Here is a 25,722-nt window from a genome sequence, read left to right on the forward strand (position 1 = left end):
CCGGCCTGACAGCCCCCGAAGGAGTTCCGATGGTGAGGACCACGCCGCCCCGGCCGATCGACGTCGCGGCCGTGTTCCCCGAACTGGCGCCGCTGGCACGGCAGGCCGTTCGCCTGCATCCTCGGCCGGGCCGGCCGACGGTCCACGAGAGCTCGGTCGGCGGTCCCCTGCTCTGGCCCGCCGGCGAGGACTGGCCCGCGTGCGACGACGCACACGAGCACTGGGACCCGCCCGTTTCGCTGGACGACGTCCGCCGGCGGCGCGATCTGCTGGAGGCCGCGTGGCTCCGGCCCCGCTCCCCGCAGGAGGACCTCCTCACCGCGGAGCAGCGCGCGTACCTCGACACGCTGGAAGAAGGGCACCCTCCGCACAGCGAACCCAATCCGCTGCTGCCGGTCGCCCAGCTGTATCTGCGCGACGTGCCGGGGCTGCCCGGGCCCCACGGGGCCGACGTGCTCCAAGTCCTGTGGTGCCCGCTCGACCACGAGGACGCCCTGCCCGCGGCCCGCCTGTTCTGGCGGAACTCCTCCGAGGTCCACGAGGTGCTCACCGAGCCGCCCGTCCCGCTGGACGTCGACCACTACGGCAATTACGTGGCGGAGCCCTGCGTGCTGCACCCCGAGGTCGTCACCGAGTACCCGGCACCGCACGAACTGCCCGACGAACTCGCACGGCGCCTCTTCGACTGGGGACGCGCCGAATGGGCCGCGCTGCACCCGGAGGACGCCGGCCACCGGGGCAGCGCGTACTACCAGTACGAGCACGGCGTCGCCCCCGGCTGGAAGACCGGCGGCTGGGGTCCGTGGAGCTTCAGCGACCCGTCGCCCCTGAACTGCGACACGTGCGGTGCAGAATACCGGCCGCTCCTGACCGTCTCCTCCGGCGAGTGGCACGGCGGAAGCGGCAGCTGGATCCCGCTCGAGGACCGCGACCGCACCGGCCCCGTGGGGCTCCGGCAGCCGTCCGATCCGCCGATGGTCCAGATAGGCCGCGGGTACAACCTCCAGATCTACCGCTGCCCCACGTCCTTCGACCACCCCCACCTCGCGAACATGCAGTGACCCCGGGGGCGCCCTGCCGCCTGCCGGAAAGCACGTGTCCCCCCGAAGCCCTCGGGGCTTCGGGGGGACACGTCAGGGGCGGTCGGGCTCAGCTGCAGCCGCTGGTCGAGCCGCAGCCCTCGCAGAGGTAGCAGCTGCCCGCGCGGCGCATCTTCGTGCCGCAGGAGAAGCAGAGCGGGGCGTCGGCGTTGAGGCCGAGCTGGATCTCCAGCAGTTCGGTCGAGTTGTGCGCGGTCTTCGGCGCCGGGGTCGCCGCGACTTCCGCCACAACAACCTCGGGGGCCGTCGTCGGCTTGGCCGGCGGGGCCTCGCTCTGGCGCGGCGCGGACTGGGCCAGGCCCTCGACGTCGACCTCCTCGTCGGCGGCCGGCTCGTAGGAGCCGGTGTCGAGGTGGCGGCGGCGCTCCCCGGCGGAGTGGATGCCGAGCGCGGAGCGGGTCTCGAAGGGCAGGAAGTCCAGCGCCAGGCGGCGGAAGATGTAGTCGACGATCGACTGGGCCATCCGCACGTCCGGGTCGTCGGTCAGACCGGCCGGCTCGAAGCGCATGTTGGTGAACTTCGAGACGTAGGTCTCCAGCGGCACGCCGTACTGCAGGCCGACCGAGACGGCGATGGAGAAGGCGTCCATCATGCCCGCGAGGGTCGAGCCCTGCTTGGACATCTTGAGGAAGACCTCGCCGAGACCGTCGTCCGGGTAGGAGTTGGCGGTCATGTAGCCCTCGGCGCCACCCACCGTGAAGGAAGTGGTGATCCCCGGACGGCCCTTGGGGAGCCGGCGGCGGACCGGGCGGTACTCGACGACCTTCTCGACCGCGGCGGGAGCGGCTGCCTCGACGGCGTCGACCTTCTTCTCCTCCGCCTTCTTCTTGGCGGAGAGCGGCTGGCCGACCTTGCAGTTGTCGCGGTAGATCGCGAGCGCCTTCAGGTCGAGCTTCCAGCCCTGGTAGTAGATCTCCTCGATCTCCTCGACGGTCGCCGACTCGGGCATGTTGACCGTCTTGGAGATCGCGCCGGACAGGAACGGCTGGGTCGCGGCCATCATCCGGACGTGGCCCATCGGCGCGATGGAGCGCTCGCCCATGGCGCAGTCGAAGACCTCGTAGTGCTCGGTCTTCAGGCCGGGGGCGTCGAGGACACTGCCGTGCTCGGAGATGTGGGCGACGATCGCCTCGATCTGCTCCTGCTGGTAGCCCAGGCGGTGCAGGGCCTGCGGGACCGTGTTGTTCACGATCTGCATGGAGCCGCCGCCGACCAGCTTCTTGAACTTGACCAGGGCGAGGTCGGGCTCGATGCCGGTGGTGTCGCAGTCCATCATCAGGCCGATGGTGCCGGTGGGGGCCAGCAGGGAGGCCTGGGCGTTGCGGAATCCGTTCTGCTCACCGAGGCGCAGGACATCCTGCCAGGCCTCGGTGGCCGCGGCCCAGACCGGGGTGTCCAGGTCGTCCATGCGGATGGCGACGGCGTTCGCGTCGGAGTGCTGCTTCATGACGCGGTTGTGGGCGGTGGCGTTGCGGGCGTAGCCGTCGTACGGGCCGACGACCGCGGCCAGCTCGGCGGAGCGCCGGTACGACGTGCCGGTCATCAGCGAGGTGATGGCGCCGGCGAGGGCGCGGCCGCCCTCGGAGTCGTAGGCGTGGCCGGTGGCCATCAGCAGGGCGCCGAGGTTGGCGTAGCCGATGCCCAGCTGGCGGAAGGCTCGGGTGGTCTCGCCGATCTTTTGGGTCGGGAAGTCGGCGAAGGAGATGGAGATGTCCATCGCGGTGATGACGAGCTCGACGACCTTGGCGAAGCGCACGGCGTCGAAGCGCTGGGTGCCCTTGCCGTCGTCCTCGAGGAACTTCATCAGGTTGAGCGAGGCGAGGTTGCAGGACGAGTTGTCCAGGTGCATGTACTCGCTGCAGGGGTTGGACGCGGTGATGCGGCCGGTCTCCGGCGTGGTGTGCCAGTGGTTGATGACGTCGTCGTACTGGATGCCGGGGTCGGCGCAGGCCCAGGCGGCCTCGGCCAGCTTGCGGAACAGCGCCCTGGCGTCGACCTCCTCGATGACCTCGCCGGTCATGCGGGCGCGCAGGCCGAAGTTCTCGCCGTTCTCGTACGCCTTCATGAAGTCCGCGTTCACACGGACGGAGTTGTTGGCGTTCTGGTACTGGACGGACGCGATGTCGTCGCCGCCCAGGTCCATGTCGAAGCCCGCGTCGCGCAGGGCGCGGATCTTCTCCTCCTCCTTCACCTTGGTCTCGATGAAGGCCTCGACGTCGGGGTGGTCGACGTCGAGCACGACCATCTTGGCGGCGCGCCGGGTGGCGCCGCCGGACTTGATGGTGCCGGCGGAGGCGTCGGCGCCGCGCATGAAGGAGACCGGGCCGGAGGCGTTGCCGCCGGAGGAGAGCAGCTCCTTGGAGGAGCGGATGCGGGAGAGGTTCAGGCCGGCGCCCGAGCCGCCCTTGAAGATCATCCCCTCTTCCTTGTACCAGTCGAGGATCGACTCCATGGAGTCGTCGACGGAGAGGATGAAGCAGGCGGAGACCTGCTGCGGCTGGGCGGTGCCGACGTTGAACCAGACCGGGGAGTTGAAGCTGAACACCTGGTGCAGCAGTGCCCAGGTCAGCTCGTGGTCGAAGATCTCGGCGTCGGCGGGCGACGCGAAGTAGCCGTGGTCCTCCCCGGCCTTGCGGTAGGTCCGCACGACACGGTCGATGAGCTGCCGCAGGCTGCTCTCGCGCTGCGGCGTGCCGACCGCGCCGCGGAAGTACTTGCTGGTGACGATGTTGACCGCGTTCACCGACCAGGAGTCGGGGAACTCCACGCCGCGCTGCTCGAAGTTGATCGAGCCGTCGCGCCAGTTGGTCATGACGACGTCACGACGCTCCCAGACCACCTCGTCGTAGGGGTGCGTCCCCGGAGTGGTGTGGATGCGCTCGATACGCAGACCCTTGGCGGGCGCCGTGCCCGCGCCGCCCGCGGCCTTGCCGGACTTGGCGCGGGAACCCCGTGCCGGGCCGCTCGTCGTCTCTGTCATGTGCCGCCTCCCATTACAGGCATTACATCTAAAACGCCTTGAAGCGCCGCGATCTTCCCGCGGCGATGCTGTTCCACGGCCGGAACACCCCTGCGGGTGCCCGGCAAATCTGAGTTGTCCGCCGGCGCTACTCGGCGGCGGCGACGGGCGAGGGGACAGCGCCGTCCCGGTCCCGTCCGCCGGTGTCGGTCGGTGACCTCCGGTCGCGCAGTTCGGCGATCGCGGCCTCGAAGTCCTCGAGCGTGTCGAAGGCCTGGTAGACCGAGGCGAAGCGCAGATAGGCGACGAGGTCCAGGTCCTTCAGCGGGCCGAGTATGGCCAGGCCGACGTCGTGGGTCGACAGCTCGGCGCTGCCCGTGGCGCGCACCGCCTCCTCGACGCGCTGCCCGAGCTGGGCGAGTGCGTCCTCGGTGACGGGGCGGCCCTGGCAGGCCTTGCGGACTCCGGCGATGACCTTGTTCCGGCTGAAGGGTTCGGTGACCCCGCTGCGTTTGATGACCATCAGCGAGGCCGTTTCCACGGTGGTGAAGCGGCGGCCGCAGTCGGGACATTGCCGGCGGCGGCGGATCGACGTGCCGTCGTCGGTGGTCCGGCTGTCGACGACGCGGCTGTCGGGGTGTCGGCAGAAGGGGCAGTGCATCGGTTCCCTCTCCTCCCTCACCCACGGTGAGCGCACGACGTTATGACGCGGGGAACCCCCGGGGGCCTCGCGAAGCAGCCACAAGCATAGGCGATCCGGGAGGGCCCGAAGACCCGGGGACCACTACTTGTGGGGCCTGCCCCCTATCCAACCACTAGATCTGGTGGCTCGGGGGTCATGTGCGCCAATCCGGCGGAGCGCGTGTCGCCGCTCGCCGACGGGACGGGAGCCTACGCGACACCACGCCTCACGGGAGCGGCGGGGCGGAAGTGACACACTGGGTGTACGGATCGTCACGGGTCGCGCATCATGGAACCCGGGGCGCGGGGGTGAACGGCGGGGAACTCCGGGAGAGCGGCGGGGCGACGGCGGGGGGCGGGTGCGGGCGTCACACGGCCGCGATCCCGTCCGCGCGACGGGGATTGGGCGGCGGAATCCCGGGAAGAATCGAATTCATATTCGATCTATATCATCGACCGCTTGATCTTGTCAGTGGAACTGTGGAAATTCACTCGAACGTGTGTTTGGCGCAACCTTTCGAAAGCAACTACCGTTGTCTTACTAGGGAGAACATCTCGAGAGGGGCCGCCGTGACCACCACCGCCGACAGCGCCACACTGACCGCCCATGACCGCCCCCAGGACCGGCTACGCCCGATGGATGCGATGAACGACGAGACCACCAAGCCCGCACGTGCGCTCCCCGGACGACCTCCTGGAATCCGCGCGGACAGTTCCGGACTGACCGACCGGCAGCGCCGGGTCATCGAGGTCATCAGGGACTCGGTGCAGCGCCGCGGGTACCCGCCGTCCATGCGGGAGATCGGCCAGGCCGTGGGCCTGTCGAGCACCTCGTCGGTCGCCCATCAGCTGATGGCCCTGGAACGCAAGGGGTTCCTTCGCCGGGACCCGCACCGCCCCCGCGCCTACGAGGTGCGCGGCTCCGACGCCGCGCAGGCGCAGCCGACCGACACCGCGGGCAAGCCCTCCGCGTCGTACGTGCCGCTGGTCGGCCGGATCGCCGCCGGTGGCCCGATCCTGGCCGAGGAGTCGGTCGAGGACGTCTTCCCGCTCCCCCGCCAGCTGGTGGGTGACGGCGAACTGTTCGTGCTCAAGGTCGTCGGCGACTCGATGATCGAGGCCGCCATCTGCGACGGGGACTGGGTGACGGTGCGCCGTCAGCCCGTCGCCGAGAACGGCGACATCGTCGCCGCGATGATCGAGGGCGAGGCCACGGTCAAGCGCTTCAAGCGCGAGGACGGCCATGTCTGGCTGCTTCCGCACAACTCCGCGTACCAGCCCATCCCGGGCGACGAGGCGACCATCCTCGGCAAGGTGGTGGCGGTGCTGCGCCGGGTCTGACCCACGACCCGCCCGTGACCGGGCCCCGGGACCTCTGCGCCGGTTCCGGGGCTCGTCTGTGCACGGGCGGGCGGGGTGTCAGCGGGCCCTGAGACCGAGGGCCCGCGCCCCGGTCAGACCACCTGCGCCTCGTCGGCCTTCGCGGCCGCGTCGATGGCGGCCAGCGACCTGCGGACCTGATTGCGGTCCGTGGTCTGCCAGAAGTCCGGCATCGACGCCTTGATGAAGCTGCCGTAGCGGGCCGTGGCGAGCCGCGGGTCGAGGACGGCGACCACGCCCCGGTCCCCGGCCGCACGGACCAGGCGGCCGGCCCCCTGGGCCATCAGCAGCGCCGCATGGGTGGCGGCGACCGCCATGAAGCCGTTGCCGCCCTTCTCCTCCACCGCCTTCTGACGCGCGCTCATCAGCGGGTCGTCCGGACGGGGGAACGGAATCCGGTCCATCACCACCAGTTGGCAGCTGTCGCCCGGCACGTCCACGCCCTGCCAGAGCGAGAGCGTGCCGAACAGGCAGGTGCCGGGGTCGGCGGAGAAACGGCGGATCAGCTCACCCAGCGTCTCCTCGCCCTGGAGCAGCACCGGGTGGTCGATCCGGCCGCGCAGCGCCTCGGCGGCGGCCTGGGCCGCCCGCATCGAGGAGAACAGCCCGAGGGTGCGGCCCCCGGCGGCCTCGATCAGCTCGGTCAGTTCGTCCAGCATGTCCTCACGGCCGCTGTCCCGTCCGGGCTGGGACAGATGGCGGGCGACATAGAGGATGCCCTGCTTGGGGTAGTCGAAGGGCGAGCCGACGTCGAGGCCCTTCCAGACCGGGAGTTCGTCCTCGCCCTCCGCGGCCACGGTGCCCTCCGGCGGGAGCCCGAGCGAGGCCGCGACGCCGTTGAAGTCACCGCCCAGGCGGAGGGTGGCCGAGGTCAGCACAACGGAGCGCTCGGTGAACAACTTCTCGCGCAGCAGCCCCGACACGCTCAGCGGTGCCACCCGCAGCGAGGCGCCGAAGCGGTCGTGGCGCTCGTACCAGACCACGTCCCACTCGGAGCCCTCGACGATGCGCTCCGCGACCTCGTGGACGTTCTCGGCCGAGGCGAGCGCCATCTTGCGGACGGCGTCCTCGTCCTGCACGGAGCGGTCGCGGGTCTCGCCGAGCGAGGTGATGACCAGCCGGCAGGCGTCGCGCAGCGCCATCAGGGCGTAGCGCAGGTCCTCCGGCAACTCCTCCAGCCGCCCGGGCAGGGCCAGTTCCATCAGCCGCTCGAAGCCCTCGGAGGCGCTCATCAGCGCGTCCGCGGCCTTCTCGTTGACCAGTTTGGCGGCGAGTCTGACGGTGCGGTTGACCCGGCCGGGAGCGAGCTCGCCGGTGGCGACACCGGTGACCCGGGAGACGAGTTCATGGGCCTCGTCGACGATCAGCACCTCGTGGGAGGGCAGGACCGGGGCGCCTTCGAGCGCGTCGATCGCCAGCAGCGCGTGGTTGGTGACGACGACGTCGGCGAGTTTCGCGCGCTCGCGGGCCGCCTCGGCGAAGCACTCGGCGCCGTACGCGCAGCGGGTGGCGCCCAGGCACTCCCGGGAGGTGACGGCCACCTGCTGCCAGGCGCGATCGGACACTCCCGGGGTCAGGTCGTCGCGGTCACCGGTCTCGGTCTCGTCCGACCAGTCCCGCAGCCGCAGCAGGTCCTGGCCCAGCTTGCTGGTCGGCGCCGCGGCCTCGAACTGGTCGAAGAGGCCGGGCTCGTCCGACTCCTCCTCCCGCGGCACGCCCTCGTGGAGCCGGTGCAGGCACAGGTAGTTCGACCGGCCCTTGAGCATCGCGAACTGCGGCTCGCGCCGCAGGAGCGGGCGGAGCGCGGTGACGGTGCGCGGCAGGTCGCGTTCGACGAGCTGGCGCTGCAGCGCCAGGGTCGCCGTGGCGACGACCACGCGCTCCCCGTGCGCGAGGGCGGGCACCAGGTAGCCGAGGGACTTGCCGGTGCCGGTGCCGGCCTGGACCAGCAGGTGGGAGCCGTCGTCGACGGCTTCGGCAACGGCTTCGGCCATGCTGACCTGGCCGGGTCGCTCCACGCCGCCGACCGCGGTGACGGCGGCGTGGAGGAGGTCGGTGAGGGCGGGCTTCGCGGGCTGTGTCATAGCAGGACCACCCTACGGGGCGGCACCGACAACGCAGGCGGCCACGGAATTCTCCGGTGCACGGCACCCCGCGCCGGCCGCCTCAGAGGACGTGCCGCAGGGCCCGGTCGCGGATCAGCAGGGCGGCCCGCTTGCCGGGCAGCTGCACCTCCGCGGAGAACCGGAACCCCGCCGCGAGGAAGGCCGACACCGAGGGCGTGTTGCGAAGGTCGGGCTCGGCGACCACCCGGGCGCAGCTCGGGCGGTGCTCCAGGACGTGGTCGGCGACCGCGCGCAGCAGGATGCCGCCGAGACCGCGCGCGCGGTCGCCGACGCGGCCGATGAGCAGGTGGAGCCCGGTGTCGTGGGGGCGGGCCGGGTAGTGGCGGGCGAGGGGGTCCAGGTCGGCCCGGTAGACCTCCCAGTAGCTCATGGGGACGCCGTCGAGCACACCGATGCACGGCACGCTGCGTCCGTCGCCGTCGAGCTGGCCGCGCAGGTGCCGTTCGGCGACCGCCGGGGCGCCCGAGAGCTGCCAGAAGGCGGCGACGGCGGGATCGTTCATCCAGCGGCTGACCACCGGCAGGTCGCGCTCGGGCCGGGCGGGGACGAGGTGGAAGGTGCCGGCCGGAGTGTCCACCGGGCCCCAGTCGGCGACCCCGTCGAGGAGGTCGTCCAGGGCGGCGGGGCGGCCCGCGCGGTCGTCGGCGGTGACGTCCTCCGTGAACAGGGCGCGCACCTCGGGGGGCAGCTCCAGGTCCAGGGTGTCGTCCTGGGCGGGAGCACCCGGCGCTTCCGGGGCCGCGGGGCGGCCGGTGCCGCCGGTGCGTCCGGCGTGGGTGTGGGAGTCGGCGGCCGTCATGGCGGCTGCGGCCTCCTTCCTTCGTGGCCTCCCGCGGTCAGGCGCGGAGGGGGTTGGGGACGGTGACGTACACGGACTGGGTGTCGACGGGGCCGACGAGTTCGTCCAGGCCGTGCAGCCGGGTGAGCAGGTTGGCCTTGCAGCGCAGCTCCGGTGCCTCCAGCAGCTGTCCCGGCAGCGGGGACCGGCCGCCCGCGGCGGCCTTGCCGAGGAAGCGGCGGAACGCGGCCAGCAGGACCCGCTCGTCGGCCAGGCGCTGGGAGCCGAAGGCGCCGATGAGGCCGAGGACGTTGTTGATGCCGAGGTAGTAGGCGAGGCGCTCGTCGGCGACGGCGTCCGGCACAAAGGTGTCGCTCGCCGCGCCGGCACCGGGCAGGCGCGCCTCCAGGGCGATGCGGGCGCTCTCGCGGAAGTAGTAGCCCTGGTTGTCGCGGTAGCGGCCACCGGCCGGCCAGCCGTGGGCGTCCAGCACGACGAGGGTGTTCTGCTGGTGGGCCTCCAGGGCGATGCCCGCCTCGCCGTCGAGCCACAGCACCGGGCGCACGACCGCGTCCAGGTAGCGCAGGAACCACTCGGCCGACACGGCCGCGGCGGGCCGTCCGCTGCGGGCCGCCAGCCCCCCGACGAGTTCGGCGAGGCGCGAGGCCATGCCCGGTCCCCCGTCGGGCGCGGGCCGGGGAGCGGTGAGGCCGGCGAGGCAGGCCACGTCGTCGCCGGGCCCGAAGGGGTTGTGCCGTACGACGACGTCGAGACCGCGGACGGGGGCGCTGCCGTCCGGGGAGTCGACGGCGAGCCACGCGGGATCGCGGACGATGTCGAACCCCGGGTGCGCCAGGTGCCAGCGCTCGGCGAGGCCGGCCCGGAGCAGGCGGTGCACCTCGACGCCCCGGTGGAGCTCCTTGCGGAGGTTCTCGCGGCGGGAGTTGGTGATGCGCACGGCGAGGGAGAGCTTGAGCATCGCGGCCGCGCCGGGCCGCAGGACCGTCCGCACGGAGGACGTCGGGTGCCAGGGCTCGCCGGCCGTGCCGAGGTCGTGCAGCAGGCCGGCCTCCACCAGGGCGCGCACCTCGGGGCGGTGCGCAAGGTCGCGGGCCTGCCAGGGGTGCAGCGGCAGCGGGACGGTGCCGGGTGGGAGCCGCCGGACGACGTCGGGGCCCGCGAGGGCGGCGATCAGGCGGGCGGCCGGCACGGTGCGTCCGCGCTCGGTCCACGCCGAGTCGTGGGCCAGGATCGCGCGGTCCACCGCCGCCCAGTGCAGGGCGAAGGACCCGCGGTGTTCGGGCGCGTAGGCGGCCGATTCGGCCTCCGTCAGTCCTTCGCGGCTCTTGGGCGCGGGGTGCAGGGGGTGGCCGAGCACGAGGGCCTGCTCGGCGTCGAGGAACGGGATCGTGCCGGGCGGCGCGGCCGGGCGTGCCCGGCGTTCGGCCACGATCGCCGCGGTCCTGCGGACGGAGTCCGCGACCCGCGCCACCAGGTCGGCGCCGTCCGCTCCGGGGACGGCGGCCTCCCGGGCGAGCAGTGCGGCCAGGGCGACGGCGTCCACCGCCCGGCCCCCGGCGGCCGGGCGCGGGGTCCCGAAGCGGTGGTGGCCGGTGGGCGACCAGTGGCGGACCGGTACGCGCAGTTCGGTGCCGGTCGCGGGCAGCGGCACGCACAAGGTGTCGCCCTGCGGCGCCGGCAGGCCCGTCTCGCGTGCCCAGCACCGCAGCAGGGCCTCGCTGCCGGCCGCGTCGGCGACGGCGTACGGGTCGTCGGCCTCCTCGTGCCGGGCCTGCGGGGGGACGGTGGCCGTGGTCCCGGGGGCGGGGCGTGCGGTCATGCGGTGGCTCCTGGGGGGTCGGCGTGGCGGCGCGCGGTGCCGGCGGGGTCCGGGGTCACGAGGGGCTGCACGTCCGGTCCGCGCAGGCCGCCGCCAAGGCGTCGGCGAGGCGGTCGAGGACGGCCTCGCACTGCTCGTCGGTCATGGTGAGCGGAGGCAGCAGGCGGACGACGCTCGCGTCGCGTCCGCCGAGTTCGACGACGAGGCCGCGGTCCAGGGCGGCGCGGCGGACGGCGGCGGCCAGCCGGGGTGCGGTCGGCGGGACGCCGTGTGTGGTGGGCGCGCCCTCGGGGTCGATCAGTTCGAGGCCGAGCATGAGGCCGCGTCCGCGGGCGTCCCCGACGTGGGGGTGGGCGGCGGCGAGGTCGCGCAGCCGGGCGAGCATGCGGGCGCCCAGGACGTCGGCGCGGGAGGCGAGGCCTTCGCGCAGGACGTGGGTGAGGGTGGCGGCACCGGCGGCCATGGCGAGCTGGTTGCCGCGGAAGGTGCCCGCGTGGGCGCCGGGCCGCCAGACGTCGAGCTCCTCGCGGTAGACGACGACGGCCAGCGGCAGGCTGCCGCCGATGGCCTTGGCCAGCACCATCACGTCCGGCACGACACCACTGTGCTCGACGGCCCAGAAGGCGCCGGTCCTGCCGACGCCGGTCTGCACCTCGTCGGCGATGAGCGGGATGCCGCGTTCGCTGGTGACGGCGCGCATGCGGCGCAGCCAGGTGTCGGGGGCGGGGATGACGCCGCCCTCGCCCTGGACCGGTTCCAGGAGCATCCCGGCGGGCGGCCGGACCCCGCCCTTGGGGTCGTCGAGCAGACTCTCCGTCAGCCGGGCCGAGAGTTCCGCGCCCCGCTCCCCGCCCACGCCGAACGGGCAGCGGTAGTCGTACGGGTAGGGGAGCCGGGTGACACCGGCGTCCGCGGCGGCGCCCGCGGCGCCCCGCACGGAGGTGTCGCCGGTGACGGCCAGCGCGGCGGCCGTCATGCCGTGGTAGCCGCCGGAGAAGGCGAGCAGGCCGTCGCGGCCGGTGGCGGTGCGCACGAGTTTGAGGGCGGCCTCGACGGCGTCGGTGCCGGCCGGGCCGCAGAACTGCACCTTTCCGTGCTCGGCGAGTTCGCGGGGCAGTGTCTCGAACAGGGCGGTGGTGAAGGCGTCCTTGACGGGGGTGGCCAGGTCCAGCACGTGCAGCGGCGCGCCGGAGTCCAGGACGCCCCGGATGGCCTCCACGACGACCGGGTGGTTGTGGCCGAGCGCGAGGGTGCCCGCACCGGAGAGGCAGTCGAGGTAACGACGGCCGTCGGCGGCCTCGATGGTCATCCCGTGGGCGCGCACGGGTACGACGGGGAGCGTACGGGCATAGGTCCGGGCCGCCGACTCGCGCAGCGACTGTCGTCGCAGGATGCCCTCGGTGTCCCCGAAGTCGTCCTGGCGCACCGCCAGTCGGTCCGGTGCGCTCGGCATGGCGGCCACGTGCTCACTCCTCGGTGTCGGGTGCAGCGCCCCCGGAGCTACCAACGACCGCACGCGCGCACGGCAACTGCCTGTGCCGCAGATCTCACGGCGGAACCGCCCGCCCGGGCCTTGCCGTCCCCTTCCACGGGGCATACGTCGCCCATGAGCGGGCAGAGTTGGGCATTGCCCTTCAGCGAGCAACCACCATGTTCACTACAGGGGGATCGCAACCGATGTCATCGATAAGCCGGTTGGCCGTGGCGGCGACCACGGCCGCGTTGCTCGCCGTCACGGCGACCGCCTGCGGCGGTTCCGACGACAAGGCCGATGCCAAGCCCAGCCCTTCGACGTCCGCGTCGTCCGGGGACAGCGGGCTCCAGTTGCCCACCGACCTGCCCACCACCCTTCCCACCAGCCTCGACGACCTGAGCAAGTGGGCGGACGCGCTCCAGAACGGCGGCTGGAAGGACTGGGACAAGGACAAGTGGCTGCGGGACGCCGCCGACTTCATCAATCCCATCATCAAGGACCTGTGGGACGCCGACCGGCTCCGCGAGGCCGACGGGACCCCGGACGACGAGCAGCGGGCCGACGTCACGCAGGCGGACGACGGCACCACCGACCCCGAGCCGGCCGCGATCAAGGCGCAGCGGCTGGCGACGCCGTTCCACGACGCCTCGCCGGCGACGGGCAAGCTGCTCTTCGACATGCCGGACGGGCAGGCGGTCTGCTCGGCGACCGTGGTGAGCGACCCGGCGAACCCGGGGAAGAGCAATCTGGTGTGGACGGCCGGCCACTGCGTGCACGCGGGCGCCGCGGGCGGCTGGTACCGCAACATCGTCTTCGTGCCCTCCTTCAACAACGGGGGCCTGAGCGGCGCGGCACTGCAGAGCGCCACCAAGGAGCAGCTCGCCCCGTACGGCACCTGGTGGGCGACGAAGGCCGGCACCTCGCAGCAGTGGATCGACGGGGGCGGGGAGTCCTCGGAGACCAGCTCGGCCTACCCGTACGACTTCGCGGTGCTGAAGGTGACCAACCCGGACTCCAGCACGTCCCTGGAGGAGACGGTCGGCGCCTCCGTACCCGTCTGGTTCGACGCGCCCACCTCGGCGGCCATCGACTCCATGGACATCCGCGGCTACCCCGCGGCGGCGCCCTTCGACGGCTTCGGCTACCAGCAGTACCACTGTGCGGGCGACCCGGTCCGGCTGGCGCTCACCAAGGGCGCGCCGACCATGCACTGGCTCGGCTGCACCATGACGGCGGGTGCCTCGGGCGGCGGCTGGTTCGCCAAGGAGCCCGACGGCACGGTCGCCCTGGTCAGCAACACCTCGATCGGTCCGCAGGACAGCCCCCGGTGGCTGGCCGGACCGCACCTGGGGTCCGAGGCAGAGTCGATCTTCGACACGGTGCGCGAGTAGCGGCAAGCGGCAAGAACGGAGTACGCCGCAGGGCCCGCCCCTCCATGGGGCGGGCCCTGCGGCGTACGTACGTACCGCTAGTGGCGCGCGGCGAGCGCGAACGGCTCGAGTTCCGCCGCCAGCTCGTCGTGGACGCGGGCCTTGAGCAGCGTGCCGTCGCCGGTGTGCTCCTCGGAGAGCACCTCGCCGTCGGAGTGCACCCGGGCGACGAGCGCGCCGCGGGTGTACGGCACCAGGGCCTCGATCTCGACGGCGGGCCGCGGGAGCTCGTCGTCGATCATCGCCAGCAGTTCCTGGATGCCGCGCCCGGTGCGGGCGGACACCGCGATGGAGTGCTTCTCGCGGCGCAGCAGCGACTGCAGCACCACGGGGTCGGCCGCGTCGGCCTTGTTGATCACCACGATCTCGGGCACGTCCAGCGCGCCGACGTCGCGGAAGACCTCGCGGACCGCGGCGAGCTGCTCGTCCGGGTTCGGGTGCGAGCCGTCCACCACGTGCACGATGAGGTCGGCGTCGGCGACCTCCTCCATGGTGGAGCGGAACGCCTCGACCAGGTGGTGCGGCAGGTGCCGGACGAACCCGACGGTGTCGGCCAGGGTGTAGAGCCGGCCGCTCGGGGTCTCCGCCCGGCGCACGGTCGGGTCGAGGGTGGCGAACAGCGCGTTCTCCACCAGGACGCCCGCGCCGGTGAGCCGGTTGAGGAGCGAGGACTTGCCGGCGTTGGTGTAGCCGGCGATCGCCACCGAAGGCACCTTGTGACGCTTGCGCTCCTGGCGCTTGAGGTCACGGCTGGTCTTCATCTCCGCGATCTCCCGGCGCATCTTCGCCATCTTCTCGCGGATACGGCGCCGGTCGGTCTCGATCTTGGTCTCACCGGGACCACGGGTGGCCATGCCGCCGCCCGAGGAGCCGGAGCCACCGCCACCCATCTGCCGGGACAGCGACTGACCCCAGCCGCGCAGGCGCGGCAGCATGTACTGCATCTGCGCGAGCGAGACCTGGGCCTTGCCCTCACGGCTCTTGGCGTGCTGGGCGAAGATGTCGAGGATCAGGGCGGTCCGGTCGACCACCTTGACCTTGACGACGTCTTCCAGGTGGATGAGCTGGCCGGGACTGAGCTCACCGTCGCAGACCACGGTGTCGGCGCCGCTCTCCATCACGATGTCCCGCAGTTCCTGCGCCTTGCCCGAGCCGATGTAGGTGGCCGGGTCCGGCTTGTCGCGGCGCTGGACGACGCCGTCGAGGACGAGTGCGCCCGCGGTCTCGGCGAGGGCGGCGAGCTCCGCGAGGGAGTTCTCCGCGTCGCGGACGGTGCCGTCCGTCCAGACACCGACGAGTACCACCCGCTCCAGGCGGAGCTGCCGGTACTCGACCTCGGTGATGTCCTCCAGCTCCGTGGACAGACCCGCCACACGGCGCAGGGAGGCACGTTCGGAACGGTCGAACTGCTCGCCGTCACGCTCCCCGTCGATCTCGTGACTCCAGGCGACGTCCTCTTCCATCAGGGCGTCGGCCCGAAGGCTCTCGGGGAGGCGCTGGCGGCTGCTTGCAGAGCTCGAAGAGGAAGAAGAGGAGGAGGTCATTGGATCCTTTGCTCGGAGAGGAATCGTTGCGCGGGGCGCTCACGCCTCGCCTACGGGACAACGCCTGGCGCGTCCGGGGGATTCCCCGGCCGGGCCGCGGCGCCGTCGCCGTACGTAGATGGTCGCACGCCGGTCGCCGCCCGGTCACGCGACTTTCGCCCGCACGGGCGCGGTCCCTCAGCGGTGCCCGCCGTGCGCATGGCCGTGCGCATGGCCGTGGGACTGCGCGTGCGCACCGGCGTGGGGTCCCGGTTTGGCGGGGGCAGGCTTCCAGTCCGGGTGGCCCGGCATGGGCGGTGTGGTGGGCCCGTACAGCCACGCCCGCAGGAAGGGGCCGAGATCGCGGCCGGCGGTCTCGGAGGCCAGGTCGATGAAGTCCTTGGTGGTGGCCACGCCGTCGCGGTGCCGGGTGACCCAGGCACGCTCCAGCTCCTGGAAGGTGTCGGCGCCGATCTCCTGGCGCAGCGCGTACAGGGCGAGGGCGCCGCTGAAGTAGACGTTGCCGCGGAAGATGCTCAGCTTGGCCTGCGACCCGGGGTTGCCGGGCACGAGCGGATGGGCGGGGGGCCCGCCGGCGCGGCGCAGTTCGCCGTCGACCTCGTAGGCGCTCTTCGCGAGCTTGTCCAGGGTGTACTCGTGGTACTTCTCGGCGCCGTAGCGCCACTGGTACCAGGTGGCGTGGCCCTCGTTCAGCCACAGGTCGGACCAGGTCCCGGGGCTCACGCTGTCGCCGAACCACTGGTGGGCCAGTTCGTGCACCATCACCGGCGTGGCGTCCTGCTCACGCGCGAGCAGGACGCGCCGTTCGAAGAGCGAGAGGGTCTGCGTCTCCAGCTCGAAGCCGGTGATCGTGTTGGCGCTGAGGATGCCGTAGGTCTCGAAGGGGAACGGGCCGACCTGCTCCTCCATCCACGCGATCTGGTCGGCGGTCTGCGCCAGCCGCTTCTCCAGCGTCGCGCGGTCGGGGTCGGCGGCGTCCAGGACGTCGCGCAGGGGCAGGCCGCCGGGCCCGGTGCGGTGCAGGACGGCGCTGTGCCCGATGGAGACCTGTGCGAGCTCGGTGGCCATGGGGTGCGCCGTGCGATACGTCCACGTGGTGGTGGCGCCCCGCGTGAGGGAGGGCTCGGGCAGGCCGTTGGCGACGACCGTGAGGTCCTTGGGGGCGGTGACGTGGAAGGCGAACCCCGCCTTGTCCGAGGGGTGGTCGTTGCAGGGGAAGACGGTGTGGGCGGCGCTGGCCTGGTTGGCCATGACCAGCCCGTCCTTGGTGGGGATCCAGCCGCTGTCGTCCTTGGTGGTGGGGTCGCTGGTGTGGACGACGGTGATCTCCATCCGGCCGCCCTCGGGGACGGGGACGGCCGGGGTGACGACCAGTTCCTCGCGCTCGGTGGTGAACCGGGCGGGCTGGTCGTTGACCTCGACGGAGCTCACGATGCCCCGGGCGAAGTCGAGGTGGAAGCTTGGCAGGGTGTCGGTGGCGAGCGCGTCGATGCGGGTGACGGCGCTGAGCGGCCGGTTGTTGCCGTGGTAGGTGAGCGAGATGTCGTAGTCGTGGACGTCGTACCCGGGGTTGCCGAGCTCGGGGTAGAGCCGGTCGCCGATACCGGCGGAGGTCGAGTCGCCGCCGGGCAGTCCCGCCGCAGTGAGCGCGATCACCGCGGCCGCGGTGAGGGCGCCGCGGCGCGCAAAGGATCCGATCATGAGACATCGGTATCAGCGCTCCGGGCACCTGAGGTGGCGGCGCGTCAGCACCCCACCCGATCGGGTATTCCTCAGGCCTGCGGGGTGGCGAGGGTCCCCTGGGCGCGGTACACGTCGTAGACGCCGGGTACGGCGCGCATCGCGCGCATCAGGGCGGGCAGCGCTCCCGGGTCGGGCAGTTCCACGGTGTACGTGTGGCGTACCCGGTGCTCCTGCGGGGGCTCCACGGCGGCGTACACGATGGCGGCGCCCTGGCCGGCGATGACCTCGGTCAGGTCGGCGAGCAGCCGCGGACGACCCAGCGCCTCGGCGTAGAGCGTGGCGCGGTGCCCGGAGCCGGGGGCGTCGTGGCGCCAGCGGACGGCGACCGGGGCGCGGCCGGAGTCCACCATGCGGGCGCTGACCGGGCAGCCCGCGCGGTGCACGGCCACCGTGCCGCCGCGGATGACGAAGCCGGTGATCCCGTCGGGCGGCACGGGCGTGCAGCAGCGGGCCATCCGCACGGTGCCGCCGGGCGGGTCGGTGTCGGCGGTCTCCGCGAGCGGGTCGGCCGTACGGCGCGTGACCGTGGCGGCGGCGCGGACGGTGGGCGTGGCCGGCTGCTCCTCGGGGCCGGCCGCCGGGTGGGCCTCCAGCCAGCGGCTGATGGCGATGCGGGCGGCGGGGGTGCGGGCGTGCTCCAGCCACTCCGGCGACGGCCCGGAGGCCTCCTCACCTGTGGTGTGGGCCATGAGCAGTTGCAGGGTGTCGCCGTCCTTGAGCGGGGTGCGCAGCGGCGCGAGGCGGCCGTTGACCCGCGCGCCGACGACGGCGTGGGCGGCCTCGCCGTGCAGTGCGTAGGCGGCGTCGGTGCACGTGGCGCCGTCCGGCAGGCCCACGGTGCCGCCGTCGGCGGAGAAGACGGTGATCTCGCGGTCCTGGGCGAGTTCGTCGCGCAGGGTGCTCCAGAAGAAGTCCGGGTCGGGGGCGTCGCGTTGCCAGTCGAGCAGCCGGGCGAGCCAGCCGGGCCGGGTCGGGTCGACGCGCTCGCCCTCGGCGCCCTCGGGCGCCTCGCCCGCGGTGTACGGATTGCCGAGCGCGATGACGCCGGCCTCGGCGACCAGGTGCATCTGCCGTGTGCGGATGAGGACTTCGGCGATCCGGCCGTCGGTGTCGCGAATGGCGGTGTGCAGCGACTGGTAGAGGTTGAACTTCGGTGCCGCGATGAAGTCCTTGAACTCGGCGACGACCGGGGTGAAGCAGGTGTGCAGCTCGCCGAGGACGGCGTAGCAGTCGGCGTCCTCGGTGACCTGGATCAGCACGCGGCCGAAGTCGCTGCCGCCGGGCCGCGCGCCGCCTCGCTTGAGTCCGACCCGGTGCACCGACACCACGTGCCGCGGCCGCACGTCGACGGCGGCGCCGATGCCGGCGTCCCGCAGCACCCGGCGCACGTCCTCGGCGACGGCGTCCAACGGGTCGGGCAGGGCGGCGTGTTCGACGATCAGCGCGGTGGTGCTGCTGTACTCCTCGGGGTGCAGGATGGCGAAGACCAGGTCCTCCAGCTCGGTCTTCAGCGCCTGGACGCCGAGGCGTTCGGCCAGCGGGATGAGCACGTCGCGGGTGACCTTGGCGATGCGCGCCTGTTTCTCGGGGCGCATCACGCCGAGGGTGCGCATGTTGTGCAGCCGGTCGGCGAGCTTGATCGACATCACGCGGACATCGTTGCCGGTGGCGACCAGCATCTTGCGGAAGGTCTCGGGCTCGGCGGCCGCGCCGTAGTCGACCTTCTCCAGTTTGGTCACGCCGTCGACGAGGAAGCGCACCTCCTCGCCGAACTCCTCACGGACCTGATCCAGCGTCACCTCGGTGTCCTCGACGGTGTCGTGGAGCAGGGAGGCGGTCAAGGTCGTGGTCTCGGCGCCCAGTTCGGCCAGGATCAGGGTCACCGCGAGCGGGTGCGTGATGTACGGCTCGCCGCTCTTGCGCATCTGGCCGCGGTGCGAGGACTCGGCGAGCTCGTACGCCTTGCGCAGGATGGCGAGATCGGCGCCGGGATGCCGCATGCGGTGGACCTTGGCGATGTGCTCGATCGCGTCCGGGACGCGCCCGCGGCTGCCGGGACCGAGCAGGGCCGCGCGCCCCAGCCGGCGCAGGTCCGCCGCCCGGGGGATGCGCCTGCGTCCCTCGGCGTTCGGGGCGGCTTCCACTGCGTTGTCTGGGCTCATGCGGGCACCTCCGGCAGCGTCGACCGGCGGCGGGACGGCTTCCGTGCCGGTGCTTGATGCTACCGAGCCCATCACGTGCCGCTGCCACGCTCTCGCCCAGCGTGATCGGCATCACCCGTTCGAGCGAATGAACACCCCGGGGTACGGGTACGCTTATGCGCCCTCGCGCAGCCAGACCGGATCGATCACACCCGTGGCGACGACGACGGCCGGGCCGGTCATCTCCACGGTGCGGTCCGGGTGTTCGGTGATGGTCAGGCGCCCGCCGGGCACGTCCACGGTGTACGTCTGCGGACGGCCCGTCACCGCCGGGTCGACCCCGTCGCGGCGGGCCGCGGCGACCATGACGGCGCAGGCTCCCGTGCCGCAGGAGCGGGTCTCGCCGGAGCCGCGCTCATGGACGCGCATGGCGACGTGCCCGGGGCCCCGGTCGACCACGAACTCGACGTTCACGCCGTCCGGGTAGGCCGCGGCGGGCTCCCAGACCGGGGACGTCAGCAGGTCGCCGGCGTCGGCGAGGTCGTCGACGAAGGCCACGGCGTGCGGATTGCCCATGTTCACGTTGCGGGCCGGCCAGCGGCGCCCGCCGACGGAGACCTCGACGTCGCCCTCGGGGAGCGCGACACGTCCCATGTCCACGGTGACGTCGCCGTCCTTGGCGAGGTGCGCCCGCCGCACGCCGGCGCGGGTGGCGACCGCGAGGTCGCCCGCCTCCGCGAGGCCGGTGTGCTCCAGGTAGCGGGCGAAGACCCGGACGCCGTTGCCGCACATCTCGGCGACGCTGCCGTCGCCGTTGCGGTAGTCCATGAACCACTCGGCCTCCGCGGCCATCGCCGCGGCCTCGGGGTGCTTCGCCGAGCGGACCACCCGCAGCACGCCGTCCGCGCCGATCCCGGCCCGGCGGTCGCACAGCCGGGCGACCATGGCGGGGGTCAGGTCGAGCTCCCCGTCGTGGTCGGGGATGATCACGAAGTCGTTCTCCGTGCCGTGCCCCTTGAGGAACGGCAGGCCCTGCGGTGCGGCGGTGGTCATGGCCCCGATCCTACGGGTCAGCGCAGGCGGGCGACGCGCCAGAAGGCCAGCAGCGCCAGCACGAGGATGATCGCCGCGTACAGGGCGAGGTAGCGCCAGTCGGGGCGCCGCTCGGAGCCGCGGGCGGGCAGGCCCGGCCAGGTGTGGCCGACCTTGCGGGCGGCCATCAGGCCCCAGCCGGCCGCGCAGCAGCCGAGCAGGAAGCCGAGCATGGCGACGACGGCACCGCCGTCGCCGGTCTCGAAGGCGAGCGGGAAGGCGAACATCAGCGAGCCGAGCGCGCCCAGCCCGACGATCGGGGCGATCTGCCAGACCCGCAGACGGCGCTCGGGGCGCAGTTCGCTGAAGGACTGCTCCTCCTCGGCGAGGGTCTGCGCGTCGAGCGGGTCCTCCAGGGGCCCGTCGACGACCAGGCGGTCGTGCTCCGCGTCCGCGGCACCCTCCGCCTGTTCCGGTTGCGGTCCGTTGCGAGGGCCGGCTTCCATCGCCACGCGCCCTCCAAAGAGTCCGACACCGTAGCCCGATGCTCGATGATGGCACGGCCGAAGTGGCGTCAAGTGCCGCTGGGGCGTCCCGATGCCATCACGTGATCAGGCTGTGACCGCTGGGCCGGGCCGGGTCGAACAGGGCGAGGGCCTGTGCCACCAGTTCCTCGCCGCGGCCGCCGAGCCAGTGCACACGGCTGTCCCGGCGGAACCACGAATCCTGACGGCGCGCGAAGCGTTTGGTGGCGCGCACGGTCTCGTCGCGCGCCTCCCGCTCGGTGCAGGCACCCAGGAACGCGGCGAGAACCTGCTGGTAACCGAGCGCCCGGGAGGCGGTCCGCCCCTCCCGCAGACCGGCCGCCTCCAGCGCCCGCACCTCGCCGACCAGCCCGGCGTCCCACATGCGGTCGACACGCAGCGTGATGCGTTCGTCGAGTTCGGGGCGCGGCACGTCGACACCGATCTGGACGGTGTCGTAGACCGACCCCTTGGAGTGGGCGTCCGGCAGGTTCGCGGTGAAGGGACGGCCGGTGATCTCGACGACCTCCAGCGCGCGCACGACCCGCCGCCCGTTGCTGGGCAGGATCGCGCGCGCCGCCTCCGGATCGACGGCGGCCAGGCGGGCGTGCAGCGACCCGGAGCCCCGCTCCTCCAGTTCGGCCTCCAGACGGGCCCGGACCTCGGGGTCGGTGCCGGGGAAGTCCAGGGCGTCGATCGCGGCGCGTACGTAGAGGCCGGACCCGCCGACGAGGACGGCGCTGCGCCCGGCGGCCAGCAGCCGGTCGATCTCGGCGCGGGCCAGGCGCTGGTACTCGGCGACGCTGGCGGCCTCCGTGACGTCCCAGATGTCCAGGAGGTGGTGCGGGACGCCGTGCCGCTCCTCCTCGGCCAGCTTGGCGGTGCCGATGTCCATGCCGCGGTACAGCTGCATGGAGTCGGCGTTGATCACCTCACCGTCCAGGGCCCGGGCCAGGGCGACACCGAGGTCGGACTTGCCGGCGGCCGTGGGGCCGACGACGGCGATCACGTGGGGGGCGTCGTTCTTCACGTGAACAGTTTCGCAAATTCCGGCGGCGCGGATTCACCCCCGGACGGGTAGCATCATCAAACAGAAAAGGTCATTTCGTGCTATTCCGCGCAGGGGACGGTGAGCCATGAGCTTCATGGACACGCTGAAGGCCAAGGCCGAACAGGCCAGGGTCAAGGCCGGGGATTTCGTGGAACGCCACGGCGACGCGATCGAGTCCAAGCTCGACAAGGTCGCGCACACGGTGGACGAGAAGACCAAGCACAAGTACAGCAGCAAGATCGACTCGGGCGTGGACAAGACCAAGGGCGCCCTGGGTCAGATGAAGGAAAAGCGGGACTAGGACCAGACCGACACGAAGTAGCCCACTCCGTAGGGCGCCTCGTCGTACAGCAGCGCGCCGCCGAGTCCGGACTGCTCCCCCGCACCGGCCAGCACCTGCCACGGTGCGCGGCCCGCCGCTCCCAGCTCGCCCGCCAGCCCCGCGTCCAGCCCGGCCAGTGCCGCCGTGTCCGCGGCCCCCAGTGCCCGTGCGACGGACGCGTCGAAGGCCTCGGCCCTCTCGTCCAGGTAGCCGGGCGCCTTGAGGGTGCGGCAGTTGGTGCCGTCCGCCATGACGAGCAGCGCGACCCGGTCGGCCAGTTCCGCGAGCCCCCGGCCCAGTTCCAGCATGCGCGCCACCGGCGCGTCCTCGGGCACCGCGCAGCCGTGCAGGGGCGCGGCCAGGCGGGCGTCGTCCAGCAGCACGGCGGCGACCGTCAGTGCGGGCGCCAGCGGCTCGGGGTCGGAGCCGTCGCCCAGGCGCACCGCGCGGTTCACGCCGTACGGGCGCAGGGACCCGGTGCCGCCGCCCTCCCAGACGTGCGAGCCCTCCCCCGCAGCGACCGCGCCGACCACGACGAGCAGGTCCGGGCGGGCCGCGGCGACGACGGCGAGCGCGTCGGCGCAGGCGGCTCGCAGGGCGTCCAGCTCGGCGGAGGCACCCGAGGCGACCTCGGGCACCAGCAGCGGCGGACAGGGGCACACGGCGGCGGCGACCAGCATGATCGGAAGCCTAACGCGCGCCGGCTCAGTACCCCTCGGGCACACGGTCCCGGGGCGTGGCCGCCACCGACGGGTCCTTGCTGTCGGCGACCAGCTCGGCGACGGTGAAGCGGCAGAGGTAGGTCGTGGTCATGCCCTCGTTGACCTGGAGCAGGCCGTCCGCCGTGCGGTAGGTCCAGGTGCGCCGTACGTTCAGCGGCTTGCGGGGCCGGAAGGCCCGGGCCGTGCTCTCCAGGGCGCGCAGCGCGTCCTCACGGCTGCCGTCGGCGTGGCCGAGCAGCTCGAACTCCCAGCGCTTGCTGTCGCCGCTGCCGACGGTCTCCTCGACGAACAGTCCCCACCGGCTCACGCCGTCCCCCTTGGATGTGCTGTTGTGCCGCCGGGTACCCGGCCGGTCAGTGGGTGGCGCAGCCCGGCGCGGCCGCGGGCATCGGCGCCGGGGCGCCGATCGTCGGCAGCCCGAGCATCACGCCCGCCGGCTTGGCGGCCGCGGCCGCGGTACGGCGCTCCCACGCGTCGCCGGCCGGGGTGCGCCGGACGGCGAAGGCGGGGCGTTCCGCGAGCAGGTGGTGCGGCGCGGCATACGTGATCTCGGCGGTCACCATGTCGCCGGGGCGCACGGGCTCGGCCGGCGGCGCGAAGTGCACCAGGCGGTTGTCACCGGCGCGGCCGGACAGCCGCCTCGTGGCGTCGTCCTTGCGGCCCTCGCCCTCGGCGACCAGGATCTCCAGGGTCCTGCCGACCTGCTTCTTGTTCTCCTCCCAGGAGATCTCCTCCTGGAGCGCGACCAGGCGCTCGTACCGCTCCTGCACGACCGCCTTCGGCACCTGGCCGTCCATCTCGGCGGCGGGGGTGCCCGGGCGCTTGGAGTACTGGAAGGTGAAGGCCTGGGCGAACCGCGCCTCGCGCACCACGTGGAGGGTCTGCTCGAAGTCCTCGTCGGTCTCGCCGGGGAAGCCCACGATGATGTCGGTGGAGATGGCGGCGTCCGGCATGGCCGCGCGCACCTTCTCGATGATGCCGAGGTAGCGGTCCTGCCGGTAGGAGCGGCGCATGGCGCGCAGCACTGTGTCGGAACCGGACTGCAGCGGCATGTGCAGCTGGTGCATCACGTTCGGGGTCTCGGCCATGGCCGCGATCACGTCGTCGGTGAAGTCGCGCGGGTGCGGCGAGGTGAAGCGCACGCGCTCCAGCCCGTCGATCCTCCCGGTGGCGCGCAGCAGCTTGCTGAAGGCCTCCCGGTCGCCGATGTCGGAGCCGTACGCGTTGACGTTCTGGCCGAGCAGGGTCACCTCGACGACGCCCTCGGCGACCAGGGCCTCGACCTCGGCGAGGATGTCTCCGGGGCGGCGGTCCTTCTCCTTGCCGCGCAGCGCGGGGACGATGCAGAAGGTGCAGGTGTTGTTGCAGCCGACCGAGATCGACACCCACGCCGCGTACGCGGACTCCCGCCGGGTCGGCAGCGTGGAGGGGAAGGTCTCCAGCGACTCGGCGATCTCGACCTGGGCCTCCTCCGCGACCCGGGCGCGCTCCAGCAGCACCGGCAGGCTGCCGATGTTGTGGGTGCCGAACACGACGTCGACCCAGGGGGCCTTCTTCACGATCGTGTCGCGGTCCTTCTGCGCCAGGCAGCCGCCGACGGCGATCTGCATGCCCGGGCGGGCCGCCTTCTGCGGGGCCAGGCGGCCGAGGTTGCCGTACAGGCGGTTGTCGGCGTTCTCGCGGACCGCGCAGGTGTTGAAGACCACGACGTCCGCGGCCACCGTGCCGTCGGCGTCCTTGGGCGCCCGGACGTAGCCGGCCGCCTCCAGGAGGCCCGCCAGCCGCTCGGAGTCGTGGACGTTCATCTGGCACCCGTAGGTGCGGATCTCGTAGCTCTTCACACCCTGCTCTTCACGCTGCACCCGTCCAGGGTAAGGGGGCGCCGGAGGCGCTCGTGCTCACGTTCCCCCCGGGACGGGTACGAAACGGTGGGTGTTCCCGTCCGGGACGACCGTGCCGGCGGTGGGCGGCGGGAAGTGCGTGCCCAGGAGCAGCGTCCCCGTGCCCGCCACGCGGTCGAGCAGCGCGCGGCGGCTGCGCACGGCCAGCGCGGGGTCGGTGTCGGTGGGGCTGGTGAGGCCCGGCCGTGCCACCTGGACGGGATGGTGCAGGCTGTCGGCGCCGATCACGGCGGTCCGTTCGGCGCCGCGCACCTCGACGGCCACCTGTCCCGGCGTGTGGCCCGGCACCGGCAGCAGCCGGATCCCCGGGGCGGGCTCGACGGGCCCGTCGCCGGGGTCCACCAGGTCGAGCAGCCCGGCGTCACGCACCGGGTGCACCGAGTCGCGGAGGACCTGCCGGTGGGCGGCGTCCGCCGCCGGGCCGGCCCAGTGGTCCCACTCGGCGCGCGCGGCGATGTAGCGGGCGTTGGGGAAGGTGGGGACCCATCCGCCGCCGCCGTCGCGGGTGTTCCAGCCGACGTGGTCGGTGTGCAGATGGGTGAGGATCACCAGGTCCACCTCCTCGGGCGGGAAGCCCTCGCCGGCCAGGCGCAGCAGGTAGTCGGTGTGCAGCCGGTCCCAGGCCGGGTTGTCGCGGGGCTTCCCGTTGCCGATGCCGGTGTCCACCAGGACGCTCAGCCCGTCCGCCCGCCAGGCGAACGTGTGGCTGTGCAGCCGCAGCGTGCGGTCCCGCCGGGCGAAGTCGGGAAGCAGCCAGGGGACGGCCGCCACGACGGCCGGGGTGGCCCCGGGGAGCAGTTGCGCGCCGGTCCGCGGCGGCAGGGCGGTCTCGTCGACCCGGCGGACGACGAGGCCGCCGAGGTCCCAGGCTGCGGAGGGGTGCATCCGGTGCCTCCGGTACGACGTACGGGACGCGGTCCTCCTCCCGAGCGTAACGACGCCGCGGTCACCGCGGCGCCCGTGGCGCACGCTGG

20 protein-coding genes are annotated in these 25,722 nt (G+C 72.8%); 4 read left to right on the forward strand and 16 right to left on the reverse strand.

Annotated features, from left to right (window positions below; genetic code table 11):
- The first annotated feature begins 29 nt into the window (after positions 1-29).
- Entirely contained in the window at positions 30-1,061 is a 1,032-nt protein-coding gene (locus ABZ883_RS33015) for a hypothetical protein (RefSeq protein ID WP_360912777.1), read from the forward strand.
- An 88-nt stretch (positions 1,062-1,149) separates the two neighbouring features.
- Here the strand turns inward: ABZ883_RS33015 and ABZ883_RS33020 are convergent, their stop codons facing one another.
- Positions 1,150-4,080, reverse strand: coding sequence for a vitamin B12-dependent ribonucleotide reductase (locus tag ABZ883_RS33020; RefSeq protein ID WP_360912779.1), 2,931 nt, complete (start codon positions 4,078-4,080; stop codon positions 1,150-1,152).
- A 127-nt stretch (positions 4,081-4,207) separates the two neighbouring features.
- Positions 4,208-4,720 (reverse strand): transcriptional regulator NrdR, encoded by a 513-nt coding sequence (gene nrdR, locus ABZ883_RS33025; protein ID WP_360912781.1) that lies wholly within the window; start codon positions 4,718-4,720, stop codon positions 4,208-4,210.
- Positions 4,721-5,310: 590 nt separating this feature from the next.
- Between nrdR and lexA the strand changes: the two genes are divergently transcribed.
- Positions 5,311-6,081 (forward strand): transcriptional repressor LexA, encoded by a 771-nt coding sequence (gene lexA, locus ABZ883_RS33030; protein WP_319659169.1) that lies wholly within the window; start codon positions 5,311-5,313, stop codon positions 6,079-6,081.
- 113 nt (positions 6,082-6,194) lie between these two features.
- Here lexA and ABZ883_RS33035 read toward each other — a convergent pair whose 3' ends face one another.
- The 4 genes from ABZ883_RS33035 to ABZ883_RS33050 all read right to left on the reverse strand — a co-directional run bounded on the left by ABZ883_RS33035 (position 6,195) and on the right by ABZ883_RS33050 (position 12,317).
- The gene (locus ABZ883_RS33035) at positions 6,195-8,204 is read right to left on the reverse strand and encodes an ATP-dependent DNA helicase (protein ID WP_360912784.1); all 2,010 of its coding nucleotides are present in this window, start codon (positions 8,202-8,204) and stop codon (positions 6,195-6,197) included.
- A gap of 82 nt (positions 8,205-8,286) precedes the next feature.
- A complete protein-coding gene (locus ABZ883_RS33040) occupies positions 8,287-9,045 on the reverse strand; it encodes a GNAT family N-acetyltransferase (protein WP_360912786.1) in 759 nt (252 codons plus the stop codon).
- 37 nt (positions 9,046-9,082) lie between these two features.
- Complete coding sequence (locus ABZ883_RS33045) at positions 9,083-10,864, reverse strand: IucA/IucC family protein (protein WP_360912788.1); 1,782 nt, start codon at positions 10,862-10,864, stop codon at positions 9,083-9,085.
- A 55-nt stretch (positions 10,865-10,919) separates the two neighbouring features.
- Positions 10,920-12,317 carry a diaminobutyrate--2-oxoglutarate transaminase family protein gene (locus tag ABZ883_RS33050; RefSeq protein ID WP_360912892.1) on the reverse strand — a complete coding sequence of 466 codons (1,398 nt, stop codon included), beginning with the start codon at positions 12,315-12,317 and terminating at the stop codon, positions 10,920-10,922.
- A 224-nt stretch (positions 12,318-12,541) separates the two neighbouring features.
- Here ABZ883_RS33050 and ABZ883_RS33055 point away from each other — a divergent pair, with 224 nt between their 5' ends.
- Positions 12,542-13,729, forward strand: coding sequence for a hypothetical protein (locus ABZ883_RS33055; protein ID WP_360912790.1), 1,188 nt, complete (start codon positions 12,542-12,544; stop codon positions 13,727-13,729).
- Between the two features lie 77 nt (positions 13,730-13,806).
- Here ABZ883_RS33055 and hflX read toward each other — a convergent pair whose 3' ends face one another.
- From hflX to miaA, 6 genes are all read right to left on the reverse strand, one after another.
- Entirely contained in the window at positions 13,807-15,312 is a 1,506-nt protein-coding gene (hflX, locus tag ABZ883_RS33060) for a GTPase HflX (protein ID WP_360912792.1), read from the reverse strand.
- A 177-nt stretch (positions 15,313-15,489) separates the two neighbouring features.
- Positions 15,490-17,013 carry a M1 family metallopeptidase gene (locus tag ABZ883_RS33065; protein ID WP_360912795.1) on the reverse strand — a complete coding sequence of 508 codons (1,524 nt, stop codon included), beginning with the start codon at positions 17,011-17,013 and terminating at the stop codon, positions 15,490-15,492.
- Positions 17,014-17,084: 71 nt separating this feature from the next.
- Positions 17,085-19,217 (reverse strand): HD domain-containing protein, encoded by a 2,133-nt coding sequence (locus tag ABZ883_RS33070; protein WP_360912797.1) that lies wholly within the window; start codon positions 19,215-19,217, stop codon positions 17,085-17,087.
- 153 nt (positions 19,218-19,370) lie between these two features.
- Complete coding sequence (dapF, locus tag ABZ883_RS33075; protein ID WP_360912799.1) at positions 19,371-20,249, reverse strand: diaminopimelate epimerase; 879 nt, start codon at positions 20,247-20,249, stop codon at positions 19,371-19,373.
- Between the two features lie 17 nt (positions 20,250-20,266).
- Positions 20,267-20,734, reverse strand: a complete 468-nt coding sequence (locus ABZ883_RS33080) for a hypothetical protein (RefSeq protein ID WP_360912894.1) — start codon at positions 20,732-20,734, stop codon at positions 20,267-20,269.
- Positions 20,735-20,831: 97 nt separating this feature from the next.
- Complete coding sequence (miaA, locus tag ABZ883_RS33085; protein WP_360912801.1) at positions 20,832-21,782, reverse strand: tRNA (adenosine(37)-N6)-dimethylallyltransferase MiaA; 951 nt, start codon at positions 21,780-21,782, stop codon at positions 20,832-20,834.
- A 106-nt stretch (positions 21,783-21,888) separates the two neighbouring features.
- Here miaA and ABZ883_RS33090 point away from each other — a divergent pair, with 106 nt between their 5' ends.
- The gene (locus ABZ883_RS33090; RefSeq protein ID WP_360912803.1) at positions 21,889-22,104 is read left to right on the forward strand and encodes an antitoxin; all 216 of its coding nucleotides are present in this window, start codon (positions 21,889-21,891) and stop codon (positions 22,102-22,104) included.
- On the opposite strand, the gene ABZ883_RS33095 is transcribed toward ABZ883_RS33090, so the two are convergent.
- From ABZ883_RS33095 to ABZ883_RS33110, 4 genes are read right to left on the reverse strand one after another with little or no spacing between them, the layout of a single operon-like run.
- Positions 22,101-22,805: a class III extradiol dioxygenase subunit B-like domain-containing protein gene (locus tag ABZ883_RS33095; RefSeq protein WP_360912805.1), complete on the reverse strand. Its 705-nt coding sequence runs from the start codon at positions 22,803-22,805 to the stop codon at positions 22,101-22,103. The two genes, ABZ883_RS33090 and ABZ883_RS33095, sit on opposite strands and share 4 nt — an antisense overlap.
- A 25-nt stretch (positions 22,806-22,830) precedes the next feature.
- Positions 22,831-23,154 (reverse strand): hypothetical protein, encoded by a 324-nt coding sequence (locus ABZ883_RS33100; RefSeq protein ID WP_360912807.1) that lies wholly within the window; start codon positions 23,152-23,154, stop codon positions 22,831-22,833.
- 46 nt (positions 23,155-23,200) lie between these two features.
- Positions 23,201-24,688 (reverse strand): tRNA (N6-isopentenyl adenosine(37)-C2)-methylthiotransferase MiaB, encoded by a 1,488-nt coding sequence (gene miaB, locus ABZ883_RS33105; RefSeq protein ID WP_360912896.1) that lies wholly within the window; start codon positions 24,686-24,688, stop codon positions 23,201-23,203.
- A gap of 57 nt (positions 24,689-24,745) precedes the next feature.
- Positions 24,746-25,633 (reverse strand): MBL fold metallo-hydrolase, encoded by an 888-nt coding sequence (locus ABZ883_RS33110; protein WP_360912809.1) that lies wholly within the window; start codon positions 25,631-25,633, stop codon positions 24,746-24,748.
- Between the last annotated feature and the right edge of the window lie 89 nt (positions 25,634-25,722).

Source organism: Streptomyces sp. NPDC046977, assembly GCF_040644455.1.
Taxonomy (GTDB): domain Bacteria; phylum Actinomycetota; class Actinomycetes; order Streptomycetales; family Streptomycetaceae; genus Actinacidiphila.